This window comes from Myroides sp. LJL119 (genome assembly GCF_054871605.1).
This window is the reverse complement of record NZ_JBTXLO010000002.1, coordinates 199,586-225,798: the sequence shown is the minus strand read 5'-3', so window position 1 is coordinate 225,798 and position 26,213 is coordinate 199,586. Positions and strand designations below refer to the sequence as shown.

The following is a 26,213-nucleotide window of genomic DNA, read 5'->3' as shown; positions in this document are numbered from 1 at the left end:
GGGGTTTAATTGGTTTCAAGATGTAAGTTGGCCGCCTTTTTTATCATTCTGGTTCCATTGTCATCTTGGTATTGATAGGTAATAACATAATAATATGTTCCACTAGGAAGTTTCGTATTTTTATTCAATGTTACTTTTCCTTGTGAGTATCCTTGGAAGACATTGGTGCTTCCATCACCGTTTGGATCATAATTAGTGGTCTCAAAAACACGAGTTCCCCAACGGTTAAAAATCTCTACTTTATTTGGATAATTATTAATATTATCAATGATAAAATAATCATTTTTACCATCCCCATTTGGAGTTACTAAATTATAAATCACAACATTACCATCCTGCATCCAATCTTTTTTAACGGTGGCTAAAGTAAAAATACCATATCCCTTTACCGTTCCAATAGTACTTACTTGTTTGTTTGCTATATCCACAACACCTCCTTCATCAACCCAGATTTGCTGTTTAGCATCCCAACGTACAATATGTAAATCCTCTTGCCCATTGGCCAATACATCTTTCGATGTAGTTGATTCATCCCAAGTTAAATGCAACAAGACATCGCTTTGTTTATTATTTCCTTTATCAATAATCCAATATTCTTGATCGTTGATTTTATTTATTACCCCGACACTATTTACACGAGTCTTAAAAAAGGCCGTATCCTGATATACATATTGTCCCACAAACACATCCGATGGGTTTTGTGAACCTGAGATACCAACCGATCGATAATGTTGCTTGTGCCCGCTTGGGTAAACAAAATCCTCATTACCTATCTTTTCTATTGCTCCTTGAATATGTGAATTATCACTAGTATTAAAAGCCTTTGCTCCTTTTTTAAAGGTGAACATCCCATAGGAAACCTTTGTTAAAGGGTTAATGGTTGAATCAACTTGAACAATTCCGTTTTGAAAATCAACCATTCCTTGTGCATCGATATTATTACGTAGATCAAAAGCTACATTTTTAACCGAACTATCAAAGGTTACATTGTGAAATGAAGCTATTTGATTTCCTTTAATTTGCTTTGGGGTTAAGGATTGATCCTTAATGGTAAAAATAGTAGTAGAACTTGTATTATTACTATTAGTACCATAATAGCCATCATTGGTAAAGTCATCGAAATAAATCATGGTACCATCACTAACTACATGGCCTGTTTGGGTATTCTCAAAATTCCCTAACACGGATACTAAAGTGTTTGGAGAAACCGTCATTTCCCCAAAATTTACAATTTCTAGAGGTTCTTGACTATATAAAACATTACCTAATAATAGCAATAGGCTAGTTTGTATTACTTTAATTTTCATCTATTTGAGTGAATAAAATTAGTACTCAATTCAATTTCTAATTGTAATTGAATTCTTTTAGATAAAGCAATGAGTTTAGCGCAAACTAAACTCATTGGCTTTAGAATTATTTCACGTTATAATTAACATCAATATGTTCTTGCGCATATTTAATAGCCCAAGTCATTGTATTGGCATATAAAATACTATTGTATACTACGACATCACGATTGTAATTTTTACTAATCGGTGTTGCTCCAGCAGTCATTGCAGCAGGCCATATAGTTTTTGAACTATTTTTAGCATCACCTGCAGTCCAACCCGAATCACCGATATAAACATATCCTAGAGTATTATGCATTAACATCCATGATCGAGAAGTATTTCCTTCTTGATGTGCTAAACTTGTAAATTCATTAGAATATCCCGTTACATAATAGGAATTATTTACGTCACTTCCAGTTGCTAATCCTTTAATATCTCCAAATGGACCAGTTAATAATACATTGTCAATATTTAAAATAGGGTTAATATAAGTAGTTCCTGTTCCAGCTACTGCTGTTGAAGCAGAATATGCTATAGCATTAATCATATTCTTTGCACCTGTTGCATCATTTTCTTGAGAATGAATTAATACACCTTTTTTAGTTTTAACAAAATCCTCTAAAATTGCAATAGAAGCTGCACTTGGTAAGTAGTTATAACCAATTACAATAATGTCAATCTTATTAGTGTTAATTAAATTTCTAAGGGCATTACCTTGACTAGTTCGACCATTAATTATAGATATTCCATCTACTTTTACTTTACCATTGGGACCAAAGTTATTTAAAGACTGAAGTATTGCTCTAGTCGATTGGGTGTTACTAGCTGTACCAGGTTGGTAAGTACCACCTCCAAGACCTAAAATATTCATTGTTCTAAATCTAAAATCAATATTCACGTTACAAAGATTAGCAGATCCAGTGGTGCTATTTCCTGTAAGTGTGAATCTATGTTGACCTCCATTTATAGGTGTACCACTAGCTTTTAAAATAACTTGTTGTAATCCTGTACTAGTAAAGGTACCACTAGCCTTAAAGCTCACCCCGTTTACCTGATTGGTAGAAATATTATAATCCCCAGCGTAATCAACATTTACATTTAATGTAATTGTGTTGTTATCATTCATGATAATGCTTGGTGCATAACTACCCCCCACAACAATAGAACTACACGTTAGACTATAAGATACTGGTTGTTTTTCAACTTCAATATCAAAAGAGCAACTATTAACCAATCCCGTGGCTTGATTTAAAGTATACGTGTTTTTTCCAGCAACCACAGGGGTCCCTACAGCTCTTAAAACAACTTGTTTAACTCCAAGTTCATCAAAAGAAAGTGGCCCCGAAGAGAAGTAAACTCCACCAACGGTATTGGTCTGAATAGTAGTATTCCCCGTAGCTTGAACATCTACATTTAAGGTAACAAAATTAGAATCTTTTACTGGTTCATCTTGTTTAAATACTCCATTGACAATTGCACTAGAACAATCAACACTATAAGCTATAGATTGAACTGTAACAGGAATTGCTGAACAATTTGCAAGTGTATTGGCATTGGCTGATAAATTAAATAAATTTGTTCCTGAATTAGTTGGAGTACCTGTTGCTAACAATTCGATGGTTTGCACCCCGGTGGAGGTAAATGTTCCCGACCCAGTAAAAGAGTATCCATTTACTGTATTTGTTGATATATTCCAATATCCCATTGCACTTACATTCACTTGTACTTTAAGTTTATTGGTATTATCCACAGCTTTTCCAACATAATATTGTCCTAAGGCTTCTATAGAACTACAGTTAATCGTATAATCTACAGCAGCTTTTTCAACAAATACATATTTATTCATACAGGTAGAGGGTCTGTTGTTTAAAGTAATAGTCAAATTATCACCTAGTTCACCAGGATTATATCCCCTATTTGGTGTTCCAACACCCGTTAGAATAAGCGTATAATTACCCGCTAAAGGGAATACTCCTTCTGTTGAAAAATAATACCCATTTGTTGTTGTAGCTATTAACTCATAACTACCTGCTTGATTTACTGTAACTGGAATTGTTAAATAATTAGCCCCTGTAAGAAATTCTCCTTGTTGATAGGCTCCATTTACAACTAAAGCATCACACTGCGATGCAGTGATTTCAAAGACCGCTGGTGGTGGGGTACCACAGATACTTAGCCAATTATCTTGGGCTGTACTCCAATAATTAAAACATCCAGTGGTTCTATTGAAAATCAACAATCCATCGGTACGGTGTAATGGATCAATAGCATCGCGTTGTTGGGTGGTTAATCGAGGCGTTAAAAACCCTTTGTTAACACTTTCTAACTCTAAAATGGATCCTAAACTTGGCGTTGCCACAGTCCCTGATATGGTTCCATCTTTAATCTTAGTCATATGGGTTTGGGCTATTGTTGAAAAGGTCCCCAACAATAATATTAATAGTAAAGAAATCCAAGATTTCATTTTCTTGTAAATATTTGTATTTTTATACATAATTCTTTATTTAAATTAGTTAGTTTACTGCATGAACTGGAAAAGCATCTGTTCTAATCGCTCAATTTTTTGTTGCACTTGTTCATTGGCTTTCTCAAGTTCATCAATTCGAAGTTCTTTTTCCTTTAACTGCAAAGCTTTCAACTCACTATCATTACTAATTTGCTCTATTTGATTGTTTTGATCAATGATATGTAAATACAATTCCTCTGTTTTTTCTAATAATTGAATCGATAGTTCTGAAACATTAAAAGCATATCCTTCCTCGAGTTTAGCTAGCTGGTGTATAGGTGTTACACCTGGCAAATGTCTATTTTCTTTGATGTAATCCGCTACGGCATCTAAGGTTTTGAAATCATAATCATATTTTAAAGAAGAGAATCCATCAAAATATTTTTCAAACACGTAGTCCGCATAGTAACTATTAACAGCTGTAATACTACCATTAACGCGTAATCGCTCGTTTGGTGCACCCGAAGGCTCACTATATCCTATTCCTACCCAACCATTTGTATAAATGTTCGCTGTATTAACTAGTGCTGGTTTTTTTGTACTTGAATCGTACCACGGATGTTTATTTATAGAATCTAATTCTAGTGTATGAATATTATTATTTTCATCTGTAAACAACAGACTATTAGTTGCTGGGTCAAATTCTAACTTAGTCAAAGATTGTGAATCGCCAACTAAGTCCGTTAACTTAAAGTTTGACTCGTTACCTTCTTCATCTACATACAGTAATGTATGTTCAATCGGATCATAAGTTAAAGAAGTTAACGTCTCACTTCCTTTAACCAACACATTGATATCAATTGGATTTGAGTTTCCATTTTCATCCTTATAAGTCAAGGTATACACATCAATCTCTTGCCCGTATTCATCTACTTCTTGCGTTACTACATTCTCTAAACTTGTTAGAGTTTGGTACAATTTTACTGCATCTTGTAAATCGATGGTTTGTTTATCACCATTTTCATCTAAGTAGTAAAACTCATTATTTACTGTATCATACCCAACATTACCATATTTTTCTGTTAACTGATTGGTAATATTTTCAATAAATTCGTTGTTATTAACTAGTTTGGTTACAAAAGTGTTATTTCCAGCTATTTCCTCTACCCCTAAAGTTACCTTAGATCCTTTACTATCTGTTATCGTTAATAGATCGTTTTCTAAGTCAAAAGAAACGTTTGTAGTATCTAAATCACTCCAATCAACAGCTACACGATTTCCCTCACTATCAAAGTAGTATAACTCCTTGCTAACGGAATCGTAACCTACGTTTCCATAAGTTCCTGTTAATTTATTTACGATATTTTCTATAAACTCATTATTCTCTGTGATTTGATTTACAAAATCTATATTATCACCTAACTGAGTTGTAAACTCATTGTTATTAGCCAACTTTGTTACAAAAGTGCTATTGGTAGCTATTTCTTCTACACTTAAAGTTACCTTAGATCCTTTACTATCTGTTATTGTTAATAGATCATCTTCTAAGTCAAAAGAAACGTTTGTAGTATCTAAATCACTCCAATCAACAGCTACTCGATTTCCTTCACTATCAAAGTAGTATAACTCCTTGCTAACGGAATCGTAACCTACGTTTCCGTAAGTTCCTGTTAATTTATTTACGATATTTTCTATAAACTCATTATTCTCTGTGATTTGATTTACAAAATCTATATTATCACCTAACTGAGTTATAAACTCATTGTTCTCAACCAAATTGGTTATAAACTCATTATTTTGAGCCAACTTTGTTACAAAAGTGCTATTGGTAGCTATTTCTTCTACACCTAAAGTTACCTTAGATCCTTTACTATCTGTTATTGTTAATAGATCATCTTCTAAGTCAAAAGAAACGTTTGTAGTATCTAAATCACTCCAATTAACAGCTACTCGATTTCCTTCACTATCAAAGTAGTATAACTCCTTGCTTACGGAATCGTAACCTACGTTTCCGTAAGTACCTGTTAATTTATTTACGATATTTTCTATAAACTCATTATTCTCTGTGATTTGATTTACAAAATCTATATTATCACCTAACTGAGTTATAAACTCATTGTTATTAGCCAACTTTGTTACAAAAGTGCTATTGGTAGCTATTTCTTCTACACCTAAAGTTACCTTAGATCCTTTACTATCTGTTATTGTTAATAGATCATCTTCTAAGTCAAAAGAAACGTTTGTAGTATCTAAATCACTCCAATCAACAGCTACTCGATTTCCTTCACTATCAAAGTAGTATAACTCCTTGCTAACGGAATCGTAACCTACGTTTCCGTAAGTTCCTGTTAATTTATTTACGATATTTTCTATAAACTCATTATTCTCTGTGATTTGATTTACAAAATCTATATTATCACCTAACTGAGTTATAAACTCATTGTTCTCAACCAAATTGGTTATAAACTCATTATTTTGAGCCAACTTTGTTACAAAAGTGCTATTGGTAGCTATTTCTTCTACACTTAAAGTTACCTTAGATCCTTTACTATCTGTTATCGTTAATAGATCGTTTTCTAAGTCAAAAGAAACGTTTGTAGTATCTAAATCACTCCAATTAACAGCTACACGATTTCCCTCACTATCAAAGTAGTATAACTCTTTGCTAGCTGAATCGTAACCTACGTTTCCATAAGTTCCTGTTAACTTATTTACGATATTTTCTATAAACTCATTATTCTCTGTGATTTGATTTATAAAATCTATATTATCACCTAACTGAGTTATAAACTCATTGTTATTAGCCAACTTTGTTACAAAAGTGCTATTGGTAGCTATTTCTTCTACACCTAAAGTTACCTTAGATCCTTTACTATCTGTTATTGTTAATAGATCATCTTCTAAGTCAAAAGAAACGTTTGTAGTATCTAAATCACTCCAATTAACAGCTACTCGATTTCCTTCACTATCAAAGTAGTATAACTCCTTGCTAACGGAATCGTAACCTACGTTTCCATAAGTACCTGTTAATTTATTTACGATATTTTCTATAAACTCATTATTCTCTGTGATTTGATTTACAAAATCTATATTATCACCTAAATAAGTTATAAACTCATTATTTTGAGCTAGCTTAGTTACAAAAGTACTATTGGTAGCTATTTCTTCTACACCTAATTCTACGGTATTACCACTACTGTCAGTTATAATCAGTTTATCATCAGTTAAGGTAAAAGATTTATTAGTAGTATCTACTATACTTTCTCCACTCAATAACTTTAACCAACCAGTCTCAGACCAATAATAAAAACCTGCTGGTAAATTCCCGCCAGGCAAATTATAAACTAATAAACTCTCAACTATCTCGCCTTTAATAGGAGATGCAACATCAAGACCTTGTAAAGTTACTCGAGGCAAAAGAACTCCTTGTTCACTTGATTTCACCTCCAATAAAGCAGAACTTTTAGGAAGTCGCGTTCCAACTCCCAATTGTGCGTAACTATAAACACTAAAAAAAATAGCTACTACAGGAATAATTTTTTTAATCATTTTTTACATATTAAGAAGGTGCTCCTCCTATTAAAACAAATTTTCTACAATTGTTATCACACTTTTAAAAACCTTTATCTCTAAAAGATTTTTACTATAAATTTTAATTCTTTATAAAAATTTTTTCAAAAAATAAATACTCTAAAAAAATAATGGGGGGGGGTGGAGTAGTGTCATAGATATAAAAGGTTTCCTTATTTAAATTGAAACAAAAAAACTTTTTTTACTCCAGTAAAACCTCCAGATAGATTAAATTTCAATTCGAGTGAAATAGAGAGCCCAAATAGGGCTCTCTAATCCTCCTTAACTCACACTTGAAAAAAAAAATAAAATTTCACAATTGTTAGTAAGCTACTAAAAAGATAACTTTACAGTAATGTATGAAACTTGTGAGTTATCAACCACAGAAACATTTATTTCGGAATGATATAATTGAATATTTTCCTTATTCTCTAAAAGGCTTAGTAAAAGATTTTGTAAACTCAACGAAAAACTCATAGTCCCCACTAATTACTAAGGATATTAAATCCTAATATTTTTCGTTGAGATTTTACATTTTTTCAATAATTTAAAACCAACTTTATAAGTTCTTATCAACAAAGAAGAATTCAACAATGAAATTAACCCTTATATTGGGCATGTTACTTTCATTACTAGCTTGTTAGTAAGCCTTATTCCAATCTACATCAACAAATATTACATTGTTGAATTTTCTACTTTGTAGTTAAACAAGCTAAGCTTTCTTTTTCATAGATTTTCTTTCCTGTTTTTCTTTAATAAATATATTTTTTTGATCTTACGATGAATTGAAAGTCCTGCTTTAGGCAATCTTATAATACTCCCTAATTATTACCGGTTTACTTACTAACAGAACTTTAATTCATCTCAATCACCTTAACTACTTTTAAAAAATCGTATCTCTTTTTAAACTGATATGTTTTATATAGCGAGAAAATGAAAATAATTACGTATACTTGGAAGATTTTTTTAAGTAAGATTAGATAAAGACCTCTCCCATTTTGTATGACACAAAGTAAAGACGAAAAAAAACAAAATAATTTTCATTTTATTGAGATGTATTAGCTCCTAATAATATGAAGCATCAGTAAGTAGTTCACAATCAACAACATACAAAAGAACTTGTATCTTTATTGAAAAATACATGAATATGAAAAAATGGAACGCCATTTTTAAGTGTTTTACTACATTAGTTATAAAAATTTAGAAAAAAAAAGATAAAAGATTACAAAAAAATCAAAAAAAAAATTAATTATCCTTTCTACATTTAATAGAATAATTATTTTTTCTCCTTAAGTTCTTAAAGAACTAATAAATATATAATTATGCCTTTCAAATAAAATAATGAGTACTTTAAAGCAACCAACTCTAGAGTAAATATTTATAAGTTATCTACTTAAATTTATTTTTTTACTATTTATTAATCTGTTCTCAACATTTCACTTGTCATTACACAACAAAATTGTTTATAAGATTTAAAAAAAAAGTTTTATTGTGGGTTAATTCTTTTGATTATACCAAATTATTAGAGTACTAAATAAACTGGCTAAAATTAGTTACTTATCTTTGATTTACATTTTATATAAGAAAACCATATAAGTAGATGCACTATCAGTTTTTATTAGAAGTAGAAGAAAAAAAAACTCTTTCGTAATTTTTCAATTCACAAACTATTAAAATTACAAACTGAACCTCCATGGTAAAAAAACATTGAGATATCAGATGAAAAAAACATTAGAATGCTATTAGATTAAATTGTGCCTCCGTAAAATAAAAACAATTTAATAAAGGAAGGGGGGGGGGGGAAGATAGAGTCATTAGTATTTAAAAGATCACTGAAATCCAAAAAAAAATAATTCACCATCCTAAAAACATTAAGAAAACTTTTTTCCATCTTCTTATATACTTTACAAATAGAATAATGATAGAGTATTCTAAATAAAATTAGTATACTATTCGCCACAAAAAGTTTAAGGCATTGTATTTTAAACTACATTTTTACAAAATCACATTGCTAAAGATTGATCGAATAAAAAATAACTTAAAACACCTTAGCTTGAACCTTTGACGCCTTTAGAATATATTGATATAATAAAATAATGTGGTAGAGTCATTAATAAGGAAAAAAACTATTACATTTCTACTATTGATATATACCTGGATATACCAATCTAAGATTACTAAAAACAATTTAGTATTGGTATTAATCAAAAAAATCACCAAATTACGATTCTTGGGTAATTTAAATAATTATATTACTCTGAAATTTTGATAATTTTATTGTCTAATGGAACCCCCTCTTGTATCTAAAGATGTAAGAGATTGTCTATCCCAAGTGTGTTCTCTTAATGATTTTCCTTATCACCTATTTAGAAACTTATCATCACAATTTTAAAAAAGAGATAAATTGTCAAATTTTGAAAACTATAATTTTGCGCGTAGACTAAGCCTTAAAAAATATGTACCCTCTTTAATGGAAAAAGAATCGAATCTTACACAGTAGATTATAACAAAATATAGATAGGAAAATAAAAAACACTTGGTATTAAATAAGAAAAAAGAGCTCTAAAATAATATCAGTTAAAAAAACCAAATAACTTTAAAAAAAAAAATCAAATCTTTATGTTTTTTTGAAACAGTAGTTATTCATGTTTTGTTATTTTTTTTTGATATTCCCTGGGAGTCATACCATAAATATCTTTAAAGGCTCTATAAAACGAAGCCAAAGAATTAAAACCACACTCCTCACTTAGCTCATGAATCGATAAATTAGGATGCTTTTGAAGAAGTTCAATACAATGTGATATTCTTTTTTTATGAACATAACCACTATAACTTGTTTCTAAAACCAAAGAAAACACTTGGGAAACAGTATGTACATTTACATGTAAAATCGAGGCTAGTTTTTCCATATTTAAATCCCGGTCTAAAAAAACATCCATATCAATGCGATCTAGCCTTTTGGCATAATCACTTAAATCCTGGTGATCGACTCTTGATTTATTATACTTTGCTTGTTTTGATTTTCCTGACCCTAGCACATCTTTTGCTTTTTCTAACTCACGTCTGTCTATCATAAGAGCGGGATCCTTTGTTGGGTTTACAAAATAGTTCTTTATCCATACATTATGAATTAATAAAATAATGATAAACATTAACAGATAACTAAACAAACTAGCCAAGTCGTTTTCCTTTAGGTTAAAGTCTTTATTTAACGCATCGCCAATTAAATAAATCCCACGAATAATCAAGATTAAAAGACCATCAAAGAATAAACGTTTTACTCTTTTATTTGTCTTTACAAGATCATAAACCTGCATGATATATAATGAAATAATGGAGTAAACCATAATTTGAGCCCCAGAAACAATATACAACACTCTTAGATAAAAATTATCCTTTTGCTCATAACCAAAGTCCCCTTGATGCCTAACAAGTTCAACAAACCAAAAAAGAAAAAATAAAAAAGGAATAAAGTGCAAATAAAGACCTATTTTTCTCAAGTTAAATAAAGGTCTTTTATAAATAGTACTTCGTACTACGTATAAAAACAAGGGCCCGTATAGTAGTTTAATGGGAGTTCCTATATTTAAAAAACCTAACTCGGACCAGGCCATCCTACATATTAAATTATAAATCGCCTGGAAAAGAATCAAAACATTGATACAATATATGGCGCTATCTGCATAATTATCTAACTTCTTCTTATTATAGATCAGAATGTTATAGATAGCAAATATAATAGCACCATTTAAAAACAGAAAATAAAAAACTTGTATATATCCAAACATAGGCTATAACTTACTGCGGTTAATCATATCACGAAACTCCGAAGGTGTTTTATTCGTATGGTATTTAAAATACCTATTAAAAGATGATTTACTTCGAAAACCAGATTGCTGCATAATATATTCGATTGTATAAATATCCGAATAATTTTCAATCAGTCCCTGGGCAACTTTGATCCGTTTTTCGGCTAAAAGGTTATAAAAATTCGTATCTAAAACTTGATTTAACAAAAAACTTAAATCCTTTTTATCCATATTTAACGGTGTTGCTAAATCATCAATACTAAAATCTGGATCTAAAAAATGATTATTTGTATCAAAATAAAACTGCAAGCTTTGTACCTTATCTCTATATTCTGCTTTTAAAGTATCTACCTTTTTTAAATAGCTTAAATCATTTTGATTTTGTCGCAAAGCCCGATATAGCAAAAGCAAGTAAATCAATGAAAAACAGGTCAACCCTAATACAAAAAAGTAGGTATTAACTTTAACAATATGTAAATCAGCCAAATTTATTAAATATAAAAAAGCAGATGTACCAATTAAAATACAGAACCAAGCCATGTACTTTAACCAAAACTTAAATTCACTCATTATATATTTAAAATAATCCAAAACAAAAAAAGACACCCCGTAACACAACAAGGAAGTAGCCGGAATAATAGTTGAGTATTGTAGATAGGTTTTATTTGACATCAAAATTAACAAAGACAAAAGATACAACACCCCCACTAACAGATGAACAATCACCCGATTTATTCTAAATCTATTACGCAAACTTTGAACTAGAATAAAAAATAACGGACCATTAAAAACATACAAATCTGAATTTTGCAAGAGTCCGAAAATACCTACTTCTAGTAGTAAAAGTAAAATATACCATCGACATATATACAACGCTTTTTTATAAAAAGCGTGTTGTATTATCACTACTTTATTACTTAACATAAAAAATATATTATTCTATGAGAATTTATCCTATGGCAACAGGTCATAATTTATCTAAAGTGACTGTTTGCCAAGGTATATACAAATTAGGGATGTTTGTATAATTTATAAAAACTGTTTAGGGATCAGTTTTTGTCTTGTGTGCAAAATCTTAAAATAAGACATGCAAATATACATCATCCTTAATTAAAAATAATAAACTTTAACATAAATCAAGCATATATACTGCAAACTACTAAAATATAATTCTCTAATTATTAACTTTTTTAAAGCATTAAATTTAATATAAAATACTATAAAAATAACATACCGAAACAAACTCCCTTAAATTCAATCAAAAAAACGTCATCTTAATTAAGTTAATATATCTATTTAACTCATCTTTGTTCCCAAGTTCTATTAATAATAGACTAAGAATAGTTAAAACTTAAAGCGTGTCTCGTTTCAAAAAAGCGAAAGTCCATTTGTTAAAATTTATGCTTTCTCCCGCACCCATTTAGGTGTTTTTATAAAAGCTAGATAACCTACACTTTAGATTTTAGTTTAACTAAAAAAAAGACATCATCCATCTGGCAAAAACAAATGGCCAAAATACTTTTGGATGCTCTTTGCTTTTTTTGAACTTCAATTTATTAAACCACAATATGATAAACCTGCAGGCTATCCATTACAAGGAAACCTTGTTGTAAACTAATTTGTAAATGATGGAAACTCTGGGTCGGAAAAACCAAATTAGTCATAGCAAACTCGCCATGATTTCCAAAAATCTCTATACTACAGGTATCTATTAAAATCTGTAATTTTAATTTATTTTCATCGTTGTAAATAGGAGCTGTGGTGGCTTGTATAAAGTCTAAATTATTCAAAACAGGTAAGTGTCCACTTTTATCTCTTTCCATGGTAAACTGCTTATTTACAAGATCTACAACAAAGAGTATCTCTTGATTTAAATCATTATACAACTTTAAATGAAATTTACTGCTAGTATTTATGGTAAAATCAAAATCTAGTCGGTAGCTCATACAACAAGGCTCCACTAGATGCTCGATCTTGGTTAGTTTATCGATTTTTATATCGGTAAATAACTTTGTTTTTTTGCAATACCCTTGCAACTCTTTAACAAACTGTGTCTTTACATATACCGAATCACAGTAGCTAAACAAACTCAACTCACGAGCAATGGTGTTTACTCCTTTAAAAGGAGAACTGGGCAATTCATGAGCATATTGCCAATTACTCATCCAAGCCATCACAACCTTTCGATTATCGGGTAAATTCGACCAGCTTACCCCGGCATAGAAATCCTTTCCAAAATCCAGCCATTTTGGATAATCATCCCCCAAGACAGTAAAAGTTTTACCATCGAAATGACCAATGAAATATTGAGCAGCAGATCCCCCGAAAATTCCTCCAGGGTTAATATTACATAACAAAACCCAAAGATTTTGTTTTTCACTTTGTAGGCTAAGTTCAATTAAATCAGGACATTCCCACACCCCACTATGCACACCTATACCCTGTCCAAAGGTACTTTGATACTCCCAGGACAGAAGATCTATGGAGCTATAAAACTCCATTTGCTGACCAGCGGCTAGAACCATAATCCATTTTTTACTTTGTTGGTGATAAAAAACTTTTGGGTCCCTAAAATCAGGCGAATTTCCCATTAAAATAGGATTATTCTTGTATTTAATAAAACTCTGGCCATTATCAGTACTATATGCCAAGGATTGAAACTGCGCATTGCCAGCATTAGTATAATATGCAAGTACACTACCTTTTGCGAATCCTGCATCGTTATTGGTATCCACCACCGCACAACCACTGTAGATTTGTCCTAGAGCATCAGGGTGTAAAACCTCTTTTTGTTGTTGCCACAATATCAAATCTTTACTTACAGCATGACCCCAGGTCATATTCTCCCAAGTAGCTCCGTAAGGGTTATATTGAAAACAAAGGTGGTAAACTCCATCTTTATAAAACATACCATTGGGATCGTTTATCCATCCAAAATCGGCGCTAAAGTGATAATTTGGACGAAATCTTTGGATATTAGTCGATATGATAGAATCTGACATACTAAAATAAGACCATAAAATATTTTTTTGAACCACATCATCTAAAATAAAACAAACCTCTTGATTTAAATATTCACTTAGATCTAAACTTAGATGATAATCAACCTTATTACAAGCCAAACGCAATTTGTATTGACTTTTTTGTAGGTTATCAACCACCAAAGAAACTTTTGTGAGTCCGATTTGTTCTTGAATAGGTATTCGCAAATAAGGCTGGTTAACCACAACTTTTATTAAATAACTACCAGGGGCAGTACAGTATACTTTAAATGGGTTATTGACAGGGTGTATCATGAGCTGCTTTTTTTTTGTATCCATTGAATTGGTATTAACTAAAGTTACAAAAACATTGGTTAACTATGACATTAAAAAAATTGATTTACAGCTACTTACCCCTATTTAGCTATATTCTTATCTTCGAGTTAAATTCTATATTTTTCTTAGGATACATAAAAACAAAAACGAAAAAATACTAAAAGATTATAGATTATTTTTTTTAGTTGTTTTATGGGCCTTAATGGCAGAAAAAAACATTAATTTTAAAGCTATTAAAATCTAAATAAAATAATAAATTTGTAAAAAATATTGATATTCAAGCAAATAAATCATACATTTGCAAAGAATTTATATAAAAACAAATATGTTTACCTTCAAATACACTACACATAAGTCCTACCATTACTCCTCCTTATTTCCATAGGTATTGCTGTGTTAGAGCTGTATTTAAATTCTTTATTACACAAGGCTAAATGCCAAGTTTATTGCTTAAAACAAAATAATTGGCAGTAAAACATTTTTTTTGTTTTAAAACACCATTAGCCTATAAACCTAGCTTTTCTAAAATTAAAAAAAACAATATTAAAATCAGTCGCTTTACCTAACGCGTCTATTTTTTAAAGGTTTTTAAGGGAAAGTTTTTAGTTTTTTTAAAACTCCTGAACTTAAAAAAGAACATAATCTTTTTGCTAATTTATAAAGCATCGATTTTCATTTATTTTAAGTTACTAATTGACTTTGCAACTTTAATGGTTTTCAGTTCAAAATCAAAAGAAATTGCACCACTAACTCTAAAACAATTTTTTTCAAAAATTCACTTTCGAATCATATTCTATTGCTAAAAAAGGATTCCAAAAAAAGCAGGTTGCTTTAGGATACTTTGGTTTACCAAACCCAGTGTATTTTTTGAAATTTTAAAAAATAAATTAATAAAAAACAATTAACAAATGTCTTTATTTCCTAGAATACGAACAACCTTAAGTAAAGGTGTTATTCTACCAAGTTTACTATTTATAGTAGGGGTGAGTTTACTTGCTGCTACATTTCCAAGAGCTACTAATGACTCTTTAAACCTGATTAAAGAATTTATATTTTTAAATCTAAACTGGGTTTATGTATGGTCGGTTACCTTGTTTATTTTATTCTTGGTTTATTTAATGTTCAGTAAATTTGGTAATATACGCCTGGGTCCTAATAATAGTAAACCAGAATATTCCTTCTTTTCTTGGATATCGATGCTTTTTGCGGCTGGAATGGGAATTGGATTAATGTACTTTAGCGTTGCTGAACCCTTGGGACATTACTCGGCTGATGTCTTTGCTGGTAATCCACAAGGCTTAAGAGCTCAAGACGCTCAAATGTATACCTTTTTTCACTGGGGTATTCACCCATGGGCTATTTATGCAGTGGTTGGATTAGCCCTTTCTTACTTTGCATACCGATATCGTCTACCCCTTTCTTTAAGGAGTTGCTTTTATCCTTTATTAAAAGATAAAATAAAAGGAAAATGGGGAAACTTAATTGATGTATTTGCCCTTTGTAGTACGTTTTTTGGTATCACAACCACACTTGGTTTTGGGGTAATACAAATAAATTCCGGTTTGCAAACCTTAGGCTTGGTTTCCCATAGTAGTTTCCTATATCAAGCCATTATTGTAATTACTCTAGTTTCTTTATCGGTTCTATCAGCAGTTAGCGGGTTGGATAAAGGGGTTAAAATTTTAAGTAATATTAATATTATAGCCGTAGTTGTTCTGTTATTATTCGTATTAATATTAGGTCCAACAGTTTATTTAATTAGTAGTTTCACCCAAGGAATTGGTGTTTATATTTCCAATTTCTTTGAATTAACATTCTCCACCCATTCCTTTGATCCCCAAACTAAACCATGGTTTTATGATTGGACGATTCTTTATTGGGCATGGTGGATATCTTGGGCTCCTTATGTAGGAATATTTATTGCTAAAATATCCAAAGGTCGTACCATTCGTGAATATATTGTAGCGGTGTTATTAATCCCTACCTTATTTAATTTTATTTGGATGAGTGTCTTTGGTAACAGTGCTATTTGGTTTGATATTAATCAGGCAAATGGTGCTTTAAGTAGTCTGGTGGCCAATCCTGAGGTTCTTTTATTTAAGTTTCTTGAGTATTTACCATTAAGCCAAATAACTAGCTTTATAAGTATTTTAATTATCTTAATATTTTTTGTGACCTCGGCAGATTCTGGAATATATGTTATGAATAGTATTGCCACAAAAAACGCAAAAGTATCTCCAAAATGGCAGATCATTATTTGGGGTGTTTTACTTGGAGCTTTAGCATTACTTTTATTAAATGTAGGTGGATTAGATGCTCTACAAAGTATGACTCTTATAACAGCCCTACCTTTTTCAATAATTATGTTACTTTTTATGGTAAGTTTAGCCAAGGCACTTGTGGTGGACCAACAGTATTATGCTAAAGATTTCGAAAAAACAAGTGTGGTATGGTCTGGGGATCGCTGGAAACAACGTTTAAAACAAATTATTTCCTTTGATAACAAACAAACTATAGATCAGTTTATAGACTCTACGGTAAAACATGCCTTTTTAGAACTAGAACAAGAGTTTGCTAAAAACAATATAGAGGTTAAAATAAACTCCTATGAATCTCCAAAGGCAATGGAAATCGAAATAAAACACGATCAGGTAAACAACTTTATTTACGGGGTGAAAACCCAGGCTAAAACCTTGGCAGACTCATTAATCCAAGAAGAGAATCTACCCGATGTACACCACGAAAAAACCTATTTCCCTATGAGCTACTTTGGTGATTATAGACAAGGTTATGATGTACAGATTTTAAACAAAAACGAACTAATTAGTGATGTTTTAAAACATTACCAACGTTTTATTGAAATAGTAGCCGAGGATAAAAGTGAAATGTTTATCACAAGTAATTCCAATTACCACTTGAAATAAACTTAAGCTAATTCCTTTTTTTAAAAAAGACCTTAATTTACCAAGATATAACCGGTAAATTAAGGTCTTTTACTTTTTCTAAAAATCCACGTAAATCTTACTTTATATAAGGATTATCTTCCCTTAGATGATCAACCCAAACCAGTTGTTGGGTGTCAAAACCCAAACTCAAAGCCTTGGCTACATACTTGTCTTTAATCTCTAAAGGCATTTGTTTTTCCCGAGATAGGATCCATAAATATTCTAAATTCTTGCCTGCCACTAGAGCAAACTTGTAATCCGTGTCTAATTCTAAAATCGTATAATCGGAATAAAACGGAGGGAAAAAACTTACCTTTAAAGCCCCCAAAGTAGGTTTACCTTTGAATTTAGCCTTACCCAAGGCTTGTTTCCACTTACCTGTTTTAGTGGAATACCCACTGTTTAAAACCTCAATACTTCCATCTTTATTTAAAGTATAACGAGCCGTGGTGTTATCTAAATTTTTTTCAAAATGAAAATCCAAACGGGCAATCTCATACCAGAGTCCTAAATACTTAGAGACCTTAAAATCTCTCACAGGTGTAAAGTCTTTTTTAACCCGGTCTTTTAGAAAATATACTAAGACTACAACGGCCAAGAAAAGTAGTAAAACAATTAAAAACATATCTTTTTGTTTTGTTAATATAAACTAGTTTCAAAATCCTTTGATCTTTTTTTAAAATTAATTAAAAATACCTACCTAACTACTTTATGTGTAACCATTTTTAATAAAATCCCAAGAAGATCTATTCATTTAAATCTATTAAAAAAAAAGCACTTATAATAATAAAAACCTTTATTGCTAAAAAAAAGAGCCATTTTTAAATTAAAAATGACTCTTTTACCTACCTCAGGTAATATATTTTTAGCATGTGCTTGTGATAATTAGACTATTTTTTTAAGTCTTTTAAACGCTGTTTTTCCGCTTTAAATACAGTCTTTAAGTACTGCTTCTCACTTTTCAAAGCATACTTATCATTCTTATACCTTTTCTCTACCCACTCTATGTCTCTTTCATATTGATCCTCAAGAAGATCAATCTGACGATCTATGGCATCATTTGTATAATCTTTGTCGTATTTCCAGTGATCCCCCTTATGTCCGTACTTCCCAGAATTCCAGTGATTATTCCATTTATTATATTGTCCTTGACTTAAAATAATTTGAATATCTTTTTTAATTTGAATTGACAATTCCCTTTTTTTCTGTCCTTTTTGGTACCCCGATAAAGAGCGATCTTTTCCAATGGCTGCCATCTCACGTCCTATACTTTTTTTACGTGCAATGATTTTGGCTCTTTGCTCTGGTGTGATTTGATAGTAATCCGAGGCCTCTAATAATTCAGAAAGATCTCCTTGGTAGTGCCCATAGGAATCCTGTTGTTGTGCATAAGAACTAAGCCCCATAAAAAGGGCTAAAATAAATAGTAACTTTTTCATAGCTATTAATCTAATTAATTAAACAAAATTTTCTCTTTCAAAGCTAAAGTAACAAATTATGTACCCGCTGTCCAATATGTAAAAGCCAATTAACTATTATAACAAATCTTAACAATTTAAAAAATCAGTATAACCCACTAATTCCATTAGTCACAATACGGTTAAATCCTAACTTAAAATACCCAACAAGCAAAAACACATACATTGCTAATTATCAATACTTTAAATGAAAAAATAAAATAAAACACTAAAAATATATCTGATTTTTCTCGCTCAAAGATGAAGATAAAATCAATCCAGATCAAAAAAATAAAACGAATTTAAAGGTAAAATTACCTACAAAACTTTAACAATTACCTTGTATTAGATAATCAAAAAGATGACCGTAAAATAAGCCCCTTACTTACCCATAATGTATCTATATTCTATAGAAAACTCCAAAAATTAGTTTCTAGGCAAAATAGAAAAAGGCTAAGACATTATTTTCTTAGCCTTTTTCAGGAATTAAAATTATTATCTAACTTAAAAAAAACTCTTGTTTTTTTAATCTTACTTTTATGGCTCCCAAATAATACGAGTCATAAAATCCATGGCTATATCTTTTTCATTGGTTAATGGAATTCCTGTGACAATACCCACAGCCAAGTTATGTAAAAGAGCTACTTTGATTTGGGGGCGAAGCATATAATGAAATTCACCTTGTCCAAAGTCCATATTATTCTCAATACCAATAAAATTACGGCTACCTGGTAAAACATAAAGAACACTCGCGTTTAAAGTTCCAAGGGTAGTTACACTTCGGCTTGAAAAATGATTCTCAAACACAGGACCACCAAAAACAACCGTATTGAAACTACCAAAATTCTTAGCAGCAATTAAAATAGGGTTCATACGCATTCCAGTAAAAAACTTACCTTGATCTAAATTTTTAAAATAATTCATTTCAAATTCATGAATATAGGCCAAGGCTAAGGATAACTGTTGCTTTTTATTGACATAAAAAGTATACTGAGAGGCCAATTTAATCCCTTCTATTCTATTGTTGGGAACACTAGGGTTACCCAAAGAAGTTTGTTTGTTAAATGAAAAAGGTATCTCCACTTCTAAGCCTAAGCGATTGGCTACAGCAAATTCATATTCTACAAAGCCGAAATACTCTTTATAACTTTTGTGATCTCCTACACCAAAACCAGCGTTCCATTCGCGCTCTCCTTTATAAGCACCTAAATCACGCATTAAGTCATTAAATAGCGGCTCGGCATGTATTACCTTATCGGGTAAACCTTTTGGCTGTTGCTCTTGAACATCTTGTGCAAAAACGGCACTCGAGGCAAATAAACAAACCAGCAACGATTTCTCTATTTTCTTAACAATTTCATACATATTAGTGAGTTTTGATGCAAAATTACAAATAAGTATTGGTAAGAAATAGCACAAATCCATATAATTCTGCCATTAATCCTTTTTTTAATACCGAATAAGAAAATTGTTAATCCCTTAATTCATAGCGATCTTTGATTTTTAATTTACTAAAAATAATTTTCAAATGGTATTTTACCGTATTGATTGAAATGGCTAGTTTAAGGGCGATTTGTTTATTGCTATCACCTTGTTTGACTAATTCTATAATTTGTCTTTGTCTTGGAGTTAACTCGGTAATGGCAATTAACTTGGCCTTTTGAATACTTTTTTTAATTGCTAGATTTCTTTTAGAAAGTCTTTTTCTAAAAAACCAAACCCATAGAGAAATCATCACAATATTTACCGTTATTAAGCCGGTCCAAACTCTTTTTTTAGAATTTTCATTGCCTTTAGTTTGTTTTTGCTGATCTTGTTTTTCACCTACGATCTTGTTTGACTTAAAAAGAATACCTTGTGTTTGGTTGGAAAAACTATAATAAATAGAGTCTTTTAAAAATAATTCTCTTAACTGTAAACCCTCTTGATGCTTTTCTTTTTGATTGTAAAATTCCCCCAGTAGTTCATGTAATTTTAAAATTTGAATAGCATAGGATTTCTCATAACCCAGTTCCAGAGCTAATTTATAAATACCCTGTACTTTATGGTGGTGATTTATATCGTTACTATAAAATCGCATCAACTCCCTGTAAAGAACAATAAGGTAACTTGCATTGTTTTGTTTTAAATCTTCAACTCCCATTAAAATAAAGTCTACCCCTTGAGATAGATTATGTTGTTTAGTGACAATAAAAAAACCCTTTAAAAACAAATAGAGTCCTTGATTATTTACATCACTAGGATTCAAATGGATTATATCTAATTTTTCTAGTTCACACTGCCCTAAAGAGTACTGCTGCATTTCAATATACAAAAAGGCTTTTTCTAACAGATAATCAGTGGTAGCTTGGTTAAGCTTTGCGGATGTTTGCCCAATTTGAAAGGCGAAATCCAAGTTTTGTAGAGCTTGATTATAATTCCCGGTTTTCTTTAACAACTGGTATTTTAAATAATAAGTCTTTGATTTATTTACATTATTTACCTGTGGACTTTGGATAATACCGTTGTAAAAATTCATCGAATTGCGATAATGTAATTCAAAATAAGGATCCCTTAAACCCGAGAGATCCATTGGGCTATGAAGATCTGAACTATAAGTAGTTCCAGAGAATAAAAAAAGAAGAAAAAAGCAAAGCCGACTCATACATCCCTGGTTTTATAGGTATTTAAACTTAGTCCTATAAAGACACTTGCTTTAAAATGTAAATAGTTTTTATTAACAGGTATAAGATTTATTTTTATTTTATTTTGGATTTTCCAGTACATAGTATTTTAATCACTTTACAGGATTTCATTTGCTTTTTCTAACTTTAAAAACGTATTTATTGCAAGTTCTTACTCTGGATTTTTAATATTTAATCTTTTAACAAAAAACTTTTCTTTTATTTTATAATCCTAAATTATAACTTAAAGTAACTAGAAAATGAAATGATTCTAACTCTAAAGTTTGTGTGTTTACCGTTTTACTTGTCAATGGATTTTTTTGCGTCAAATTTTTAGCTAAAAAACTTTGTTTAACAGTCATACTGTTTTAATTATAATAGTGAAAACAAATACACACATAACACGAAAATAAATTAACCAAATCACACTAATTATAAACAAAAACACTAAAAAACATAAAACAACCATCCTATTAACCCTCAAATTTATATTAAGTTAATATAAATTTGAGGTGTTATTTTTTATAAATACAGCCTATTTCATTTATAATTCTATTTTTGTAAGGCCAAACAAATAACTTATGATTTATAAAAATCCCCTATTAAAACACTTGTGTTCTATATTGATTTTAATATCCACACAAATAATAACCGCTCAAAATTTTCCTTTTAGCAATTCCATTCCAGGATACAGTTTTTCCACAGACACTATCTTAAGGGGTAAACACTGGGAATCACCTGAACAAGTGGCCTTAAACAAACAATTACCCAAAGCATACCAATTTTCTTTTGATGATCCACAACAAGCGCGCAAAGTTTTAAAGCAAAACAGCCCAAACTATTTATCATTAAATGGTACATGGCGATTTTTTTGGGTACCACACCCAGATCAAAGACCTATAGACTTTTACAAAACCGACTTTAATAACCAACATTGGGATACGGTTAAAGTACCAATGAATTGGAATCTAGCAGGACTTGAAAAAAATGGAAATCTGAAATACGGCAAACCCATCTATGTTAATCAACCTGTTATTTTTTACCATAAGGTAGAGAAGGATGATTATAAAAAAGGGGTAATGCGTACTCCACCTGAAAATTGGACCACTTACCAACATAGAAACGAAGTAGGTTCATACACAAGGGAATTTGATTTACCAAAGTCGTGGCAAAACAAACAGATTTATATCAACTTTGATGGTGTAGACTCTTTTTTTTATTTGTGGATTAATGGAAAGTTCGTTGGTTTTTCAAAAAACTCAAGGAATCAAGCTAGTTTTGATATAACCAATTATTTAAATACAGACAAACCCAACAAGGTGAGTGTAGAGGTATACCGAAACTCAGATGGTTCCTTTTTAGAGGCACAAGATATGTTTCGTTTACCGGGTATTTTCCGTGAAGTATCTCTGCAAGCCAAACCAAAAGTGCAACTATCCAATATGGTAATAATCCCAGATTTAGACCCACAATACACCGAGGGTACCCTACAGGTTAGCTCGCAGATAAAAAACTTAGACAAAAAAATTGCAAAAGGTTATAAACTAGAATATGCCTTATACCAAAATGAATTATACAGTGATAATAACACCCTGGTTTATCAATCCAAGCCTATAAAATTAACAAGTTCGATATCCCCAAATCAGCAGCTAAATATTCAAAATACCATAGCCATTAAACAGCCCTTGAAATGGAGTGCCGAGGCTCCTTATCGGTACACCCTGGTGGTTAGTTTACTAGATAGTAAAAACAAAGTAATCGAAAGTGTTTCAAGTTATACAGGATTTAGAAAAGTAGAAATAAAGCAAACCCCAGCTCATCAGGATGAGTTTTCTTTACAAGGCCGCTATTTTTACATCAATGGGAAGCCTGTAAAATTAAAAGGAGTAAACCGACATGAGACTAATCCTACCACCGGACATGTTATTAGTGAGCAACAAATGCTACAAGAAATTCAGCTATTAAAAAGAGCTAATATAAACCATGTCAGAAATGCCCACTATCCAGATGATCCCTATTGGTATTATCTGTGTGATAAATATGGTATTTACCTAGAGGATGAGGCCAATATTGAAAGTCATCAGTATTATTATGGTCAAGCCTCTTTATCGCATCCCAAAGAATGGGAGAATGCCCATGTGGCTCGAAACCTTGAAATGGTACATGCCACTATTAACCACCCTAGTATTGTGATATGGTCCTTGGGTAATGAAGCTGGCCCGGGTGATAACTTTGTAGCAGCTTACAATGCTATTAAAGCCATTGATGATTCTCGACCAATACAATATGAGAGAAACAACCAAATTGTGGATATGGGCTCCAACCAATATCCCTCTATTGGGTGGGTTCAAGAAGCTGTTAAGGGACAATATCCCATAAAATATCCATTTCATATATCCGAATATGCTCATTCCATGGGAAATGCAGCTGGAAATCTAGTGGATTACTGGAACGCTATTGAATCCACTAACTTTTTTGTAGGGGGAGCCATCTGGGACTGGGTTGATCAATCTCTATATAATTATGATAAAGACACCCATGAAAAATATCTAGCCTACGGAGGTGATTTTCAAGACACGCCAAATGATGGTATGTTTGTAATGAACGGCTTGTTGTTTGGTGATTTAACCCCGAAACCTCAATACTATGAGGTGAAAAAAGTTTATCAAAACATACAGGTAACACCAGTGGATATTTCCAAGGGGAAGTTAGAGATTTTCAATAAAAATTATTTCACCAACCTATCGGATTACCAATTAAAGTATACCATTTTACAAAACGGAGTGCCTATTGCATCGGGGATTAACTACCTTGGACCAGATATTAGTGAAATAGGTCCAAGACAGAAAAAAGAAATTCAAATAGATCTTAGTCAAATAAATTTTGATCCACAAAGTGAATACTTCATGGTTATCGATTTTTTGACTCTAAAAGACAACTTTTGGTCAAAAAAAGGGTATGTACAAATGCAAGAACAAATCCTTTTACAAAGTCCTTTAGATAAACCTCAAATAAACACCACGATACACCAAAGCACTGATTTAACCCTTATTCAAACCAAAGATACCTTAAAGGTAACTGGAAAAGATTTCTTGGTAAGCTTTGATAATAAAACCGGAAGTATCGCTGATTTAATCTATCAGAACACCCAGGTGTTTTATCAAAAAAATGGCCCTAAGTTAGATGCCTTTAGAGCTCCTATGGACAACGATAATTGGGCTTATAAAACTTGGTTTTTAAACGGATTACATAACCTAGAACATAAAGTAACCCAAATGGACCATTATTACTTACCAAATAAAGATTTAGTGATTACCTACCGAGTTACCTCACAAGCTGCTTATGCCAGTCAAATCCATGGTGGTTCCTCGGGAAAATATACCATAACAGATTTAAAACAAAGACCATTTGATAAAAACGACTTTTATTTTAACACCTATTTGGTATATACCATCTACAAGGACGGCTCGGTTGAACTTCAAAGTAGTATAAGTGCAAATAACAACAACCTTTCCTTGGCTCATATTGGTTACACCATGCAGGTAAACCCAGAGCTAATCAATTATACCTATTATGGTAAAGGTCCATTTAATAATTACAATGACCGAAAAACAGGCGCTGTTATAGCTCAATATGAATCTAAAGTAGAAAATTTATATGTACCTTGGACCAAACCTCAATCCACAGGAAACAGGGAACAAGTTAGATGGGCTAGTTTAACCAACTCCCAAGACCTAGGTGTTGTTTTTATTGCCGATCAAGAATTCTCGGCCTCCGCTCTACCCTATAGTGAATTAGAATTAACCCTAGCACCTCATAGTTATGAGTTACCCCATAGTAATTCTACGCATTTATATTTACTAGATAAAGTAACTGGTCTGGGTGGAAATAGTTGTGGTCAGGGCCCCCCACTACCGGAGGATCGCGTGAAATCAACTGCCTTGAATTTCGGTTTTATAATAAGACCAGTGGCTAACAAAGATTACAATCAAAAAGCCCAAGTTAGCTCCATGGGGCAAACGCCAATTGTTATCCATAGAGACAACCAGGGTTATTTGCATTTACTGGGCAAAGATGGGCAAGAAAACATAATGGTTCAAATTAACCAACAACAACCCTTTGAATACAAACAGCCTATCTTACAAAGAGCAAAAGCCAAGATAAAGGCCTGGCCAAAGGATAATCCTAGGTTAATCAGCGAGCAGGAAATTCAAACCTTAGAGAACATCAATCTCTCTGTTTTAGCACACTCTAGTGTAGAGACAAGTTATGGAGACCCACAAAATTTACTAGACAATGATCCCTCCACAATCTGGCATAGTATGTATTCGGTAACCGTGGCTCAGTATCCCCATTGGATCATCTTTGATACCCAAGAAACAAAAAATATCAAAGGTTTTGTTTACCAACACAGACAAGAAGGAAAAACCGGTAACGTAAAAGAGTTTCAAATTCATCTAAGCAATGACACCAAAGACTGGACAAAGGTATACCAAGGTGAATTTTTAGATCAAACTATGGCTCAAAAAATTCTTTTTGACAGTCCCCAAAAAGCGCGTTATATACGCTTTACAGCCTTAAGCTCCCACAATGGACAGGATTACGCCTCGGCAGCTGAGTTTAGTGTATTAGAAGAACAATAAAACAGGTATAATTTCAAACAAAAAAGCACTAG

At 31.6% G+C, this 26,213-nt stretch carries 14 protein-coding genes; 2 read left to right on the top strand and 12 right to left on the bottom strand.

What is annotated here, in order from left to right; all coding sequences use genetic code 11:
* Positions 1–5: 5 nt before the first annotated feature.
* The 7 genes from ACYSNV_RS03960 to ACYSNV_RS03930 form a co-directional block, all read right to left on the bottom strand.
* A complete protein-coding gene (locus tag ACYSNV_RS03960) occupies positions 6–1,307 on the bottom strand; it encodes a gliding motility-associated C-terminal domain-containing protein (protein WP_461761267.1) in 1,302 nt (433 codons plus the stop codon).
* Between the two features lie 106 nt (positions 1,308–1,413).
* Positions 1,414–3,825, bottom strand: coding sequence for a hypothetical protein (locus ACYSNV_RS03955; protein ID WP_461761266.1), 2,412 nt, complete (start codon positions 3,823–3,825; stop codon positions 1,414–1,416).
* A gap of 24 nt (positions 3,826–3,849) precedes the next feature.
* Complete coding sequence (locus ACYSNV_RS03950) at positions 3,850–7,326, bottom strand: hypothetical protein (RefSeq protein WP_461761265.1); 3,477 nt, start codon at positions 7,324–7,326, stop codon at positions 3,850–3,852.
* 354 nt (positions 7,327–7,680) lie between these two features.
* A complete protein-coding gene (locus ACYSNV_RS03945) occupies positions 7,681–7,824 on the bottom strand; it encodes a hypothetical protein (protein ID WP_461761264.1) in 144 nt (47 codons plus the stop codon).
* A gap of 2,162 nt (positions 7,825–9,986) precedes the next feature.
* The gene (locus ACYSNV_RS03940; protein ID WP_461761263.1) at positions 9,987–11,135 is read right to left on the bottom strand and encodes a helix-turn-helix domain-containing protein; all 1,149 of its coding nucleotides are present in this window, start codon (positions 11,133–11,135) and stop codon (positions 9,987–9,989) included.
* A gap of 3 nt (positions 11,136–11,138) precedes the next feature.
* Positions 11,139–12,080, bottom strand: coding sequence for a helix-turn-helix domain-containing protein (locus ACYSNV_RS03935; RefSeq protein WP_461761262.1), 942 nt, complete (start codon positions 12,078–12,080; stop codon positions 11,139–11,141).
* Between the two features lie 632 nt (positions 12,081–12,712).
* Positions 12,713–14,452, bottom strand: a complete 1,740-nt coding sequence (locus ACYSNV_RS03930; protein WP_461761261.1) for a GH32 C-terminal domain-containing protein — start codon at positions 14,450–14,452, stop codon at positions 12,713–12,715.
* Positions 14,453–15,381: 929 nt separating this feature from the next.
* On the opposite strand from ACYSNV_RS03930, the gene ACYSNV_RS03925 reads away from it, so the two are divergent.
* Positions 15,382–17,397 carry a BCCT family transporter gene (locus ACYSNV_RS03925; RefSeq protein WP_461761260.1) on the top strand — a complete coding sequence of 672 codons (2,016 nt, stop codon included), beginning with the start codon at positions 15,382–15,384 and terminating at the stop codon, positions 17,395–17,397.
* Between the two features lie 97 nt (positions 17,398–17,494).
* On the opposite strand, the gene ACYSNV_RS03920 is transcribed toward ACYSNV_RS03925, so the two are convergent.
* The 5 genes from ACYSNV_RS03920 to ACYSNV_RS03900 form a co-directional block, all read right to left on the bottom strand.
* Positions 17,495–18,043, bottom strand: coding sequence for a lipocalin family protein (locus ACYSNV_RS03920; protein WP_461761259.1), 549 nt, complete (start codon positions 18,041–18,043; stop codon positions 17,495–17,497).
* Positions 18,044–18,308: 265 nt separating this feature from the next.
* Positions 18,309–18,857: a hypothetical protein gene (locus ACYSNV_RS03915; RefSeq protein ID WP_461761258.1), complete on the bottom strand. Its 549-nt coding sequence runs from the start codon at positions 18,855–18,857 to the stop codon at positions 18,309–18,311.
* Between the two features lie 555 nt (positions 18,858–19,412).
* Positions 19,413–20,240: an HAEPLYID family protein gene (locus ACYSNV_RS03910; protein WP_461761257.1), complete on the bottom strand. Its 828-nt coding sequence runs from the start codon at positions 20,238–20,240 to the stop codon at positions 19,413–19,415.
* A 106-nt stretch (positions 20,241–20,346) separates the two neighbouring features.
* Complete coding sequence (locus ACYSNV_RS03905; RefSeq protein ID WP_461761256.1) at positions 20,347–21,519, bottom strand: response regulator transcription factor; 1,173 nt, start codon at positions 21,517–21,519, stop codon at positions 20,347–20,349.
* A gap of 243 nt (positions 21,520–21,762) precedes the next feature.
* Entirely contained in the window at positions 21,763–21,900 is a 138-nt protein-coding gene (locus ACYSNV_RS03900; protein ID WP_461761255.1) for a hypothetical protein, read from the bottom strand.
* Between the two features lie 219 nt (positions 21,901–22,119).
* On the opposite strand from ACYSNV_RS03900, the gene ACYSNV_RS03895 reads away from it, so the two are divergent.
* Complete coding sequence (locus ACYSNV_RS03895; RefSeq protein WP_461761254.1) at positions 22,120–26,181, top strand: glycoside hydrolase family 2 TIM barrel-domain containing protein; 4,062 nt, start codon at positions 22,120–22,122, stop codon at positions 26,179–26,181.
* The last annotated feature ends 32 nt before the right edge of the window (positions 26,182–26,213 follow it).

What these genes read in the sequence shown, in the direction of transcription:
- ACYSNV_RS03920 (WP_461761259.1), bottom strand. Translation starts at nt 18,043, where the DNA reads ATGTTTTTAATTGTTTTACTACTTTTCTTGGCCGTTGTAGTCTTAGTA.
- ACYSNV_RS03910 (WP_461761257.1), bottom strand. Translation starts at nt 20,240, where the DNA reads ATGTATGAAATTGTTAAGAAAATAGAGAAATCGTTGCTGGTTTGTTTA.
- ACYSNV_RS03940 (WP_461761263.1), bottom strand. Translation starts at nt 11,135, where the DNA reads ATGTTTGGATATATACAAGTTTTTTATTTTCTGTTTTTAAATGGTGCT.
- ACYSNV_RS03935 (WP_461761262.1), bottom strand. Translation starts at nt 12,080, where the DNA reads ATGTTAAGTAATAAAGTAGTGATAATACAACACGCTTTTTATAAAAAA.
- ACYSNV_RS03895 (WP_461761254.1), top strand. Translation starts at nt 22,120, where the DNA reads ATGATTTATAAAAATCCCCTATTAAAACACTTGTGTTCTATATTGATT.
- ACYSNV_RS03960 (WP_461761267.1), bottom strand. Translation starts at nt 1,307, where the DNA reads ATGAAAATTAAAGTAATACAAACTAGCCTATTGCTATTATTAGGTAAT.
- ACYSNV_RS03950 (WP_461761265.1), bottom strand. Translation starts at nt 7,326, where the DNA reads ATGATTAAAAAAATTATTCCTGTAGTAGCTATTTTTTTTAGTGTTTAT.
- ACYSNV_RS03925 (WP_461761260.1), top strand. Translation starts at nt 15,382, where the DNA reads ATGTCTTTATTTCCTAGAATACGAACAACCTTAAGTAAAGGTGTTATT.
- ACYSNV_RS03945 (WP_461761264.1), bottom strand. Translation starts at nt 7,824, where the DNA reads ATGAGTTTTTCGTTGAGTTTACAAAATCTTTTACTAAGCCTTTTAGAG.
- ACYSNV_RS03955 (WP_461761266.1), bottom strand. Translation starts at nt 3,825, where the DNA reads ATGTATAAAAATACAAATATTTACAAGAAAATGAAATCTTGGATTTCT.
- ACYSNV_RS03930 (WP_461761261.1), bottom strand. Translation starts at nt 14,452, where the DNA reads ATGATACACCCTGTCAATAACCCATTTAAAGTATACTGTACTGCCCCT.
- ACYSNV_RS03915 (WP_461761258.1), bottom strand. Translation starts at nt 18,857, where the DNA reads ATGAAAAAGTTACTATTTATTTTAGCCCTTTTTATGGGGCTTAGTTCT.
- ACYSNV_RS03905 (WP_461761256.1), bottom strand. Translation starts at nt 21,519, where the DNA reads ATGAGTCGGCTTTGCTTTTTTCTTCTTTTTTTATTCTCTGGAACTACT.
- ACYSNV_RS03900 (WP_461761255.1), bottom strand. Translation starts at nt 21,900, where the DNA reads ATGACTGTTAAACAAAGTTTTTTAGCTAAAAATTTGACGCAAAAAAAT.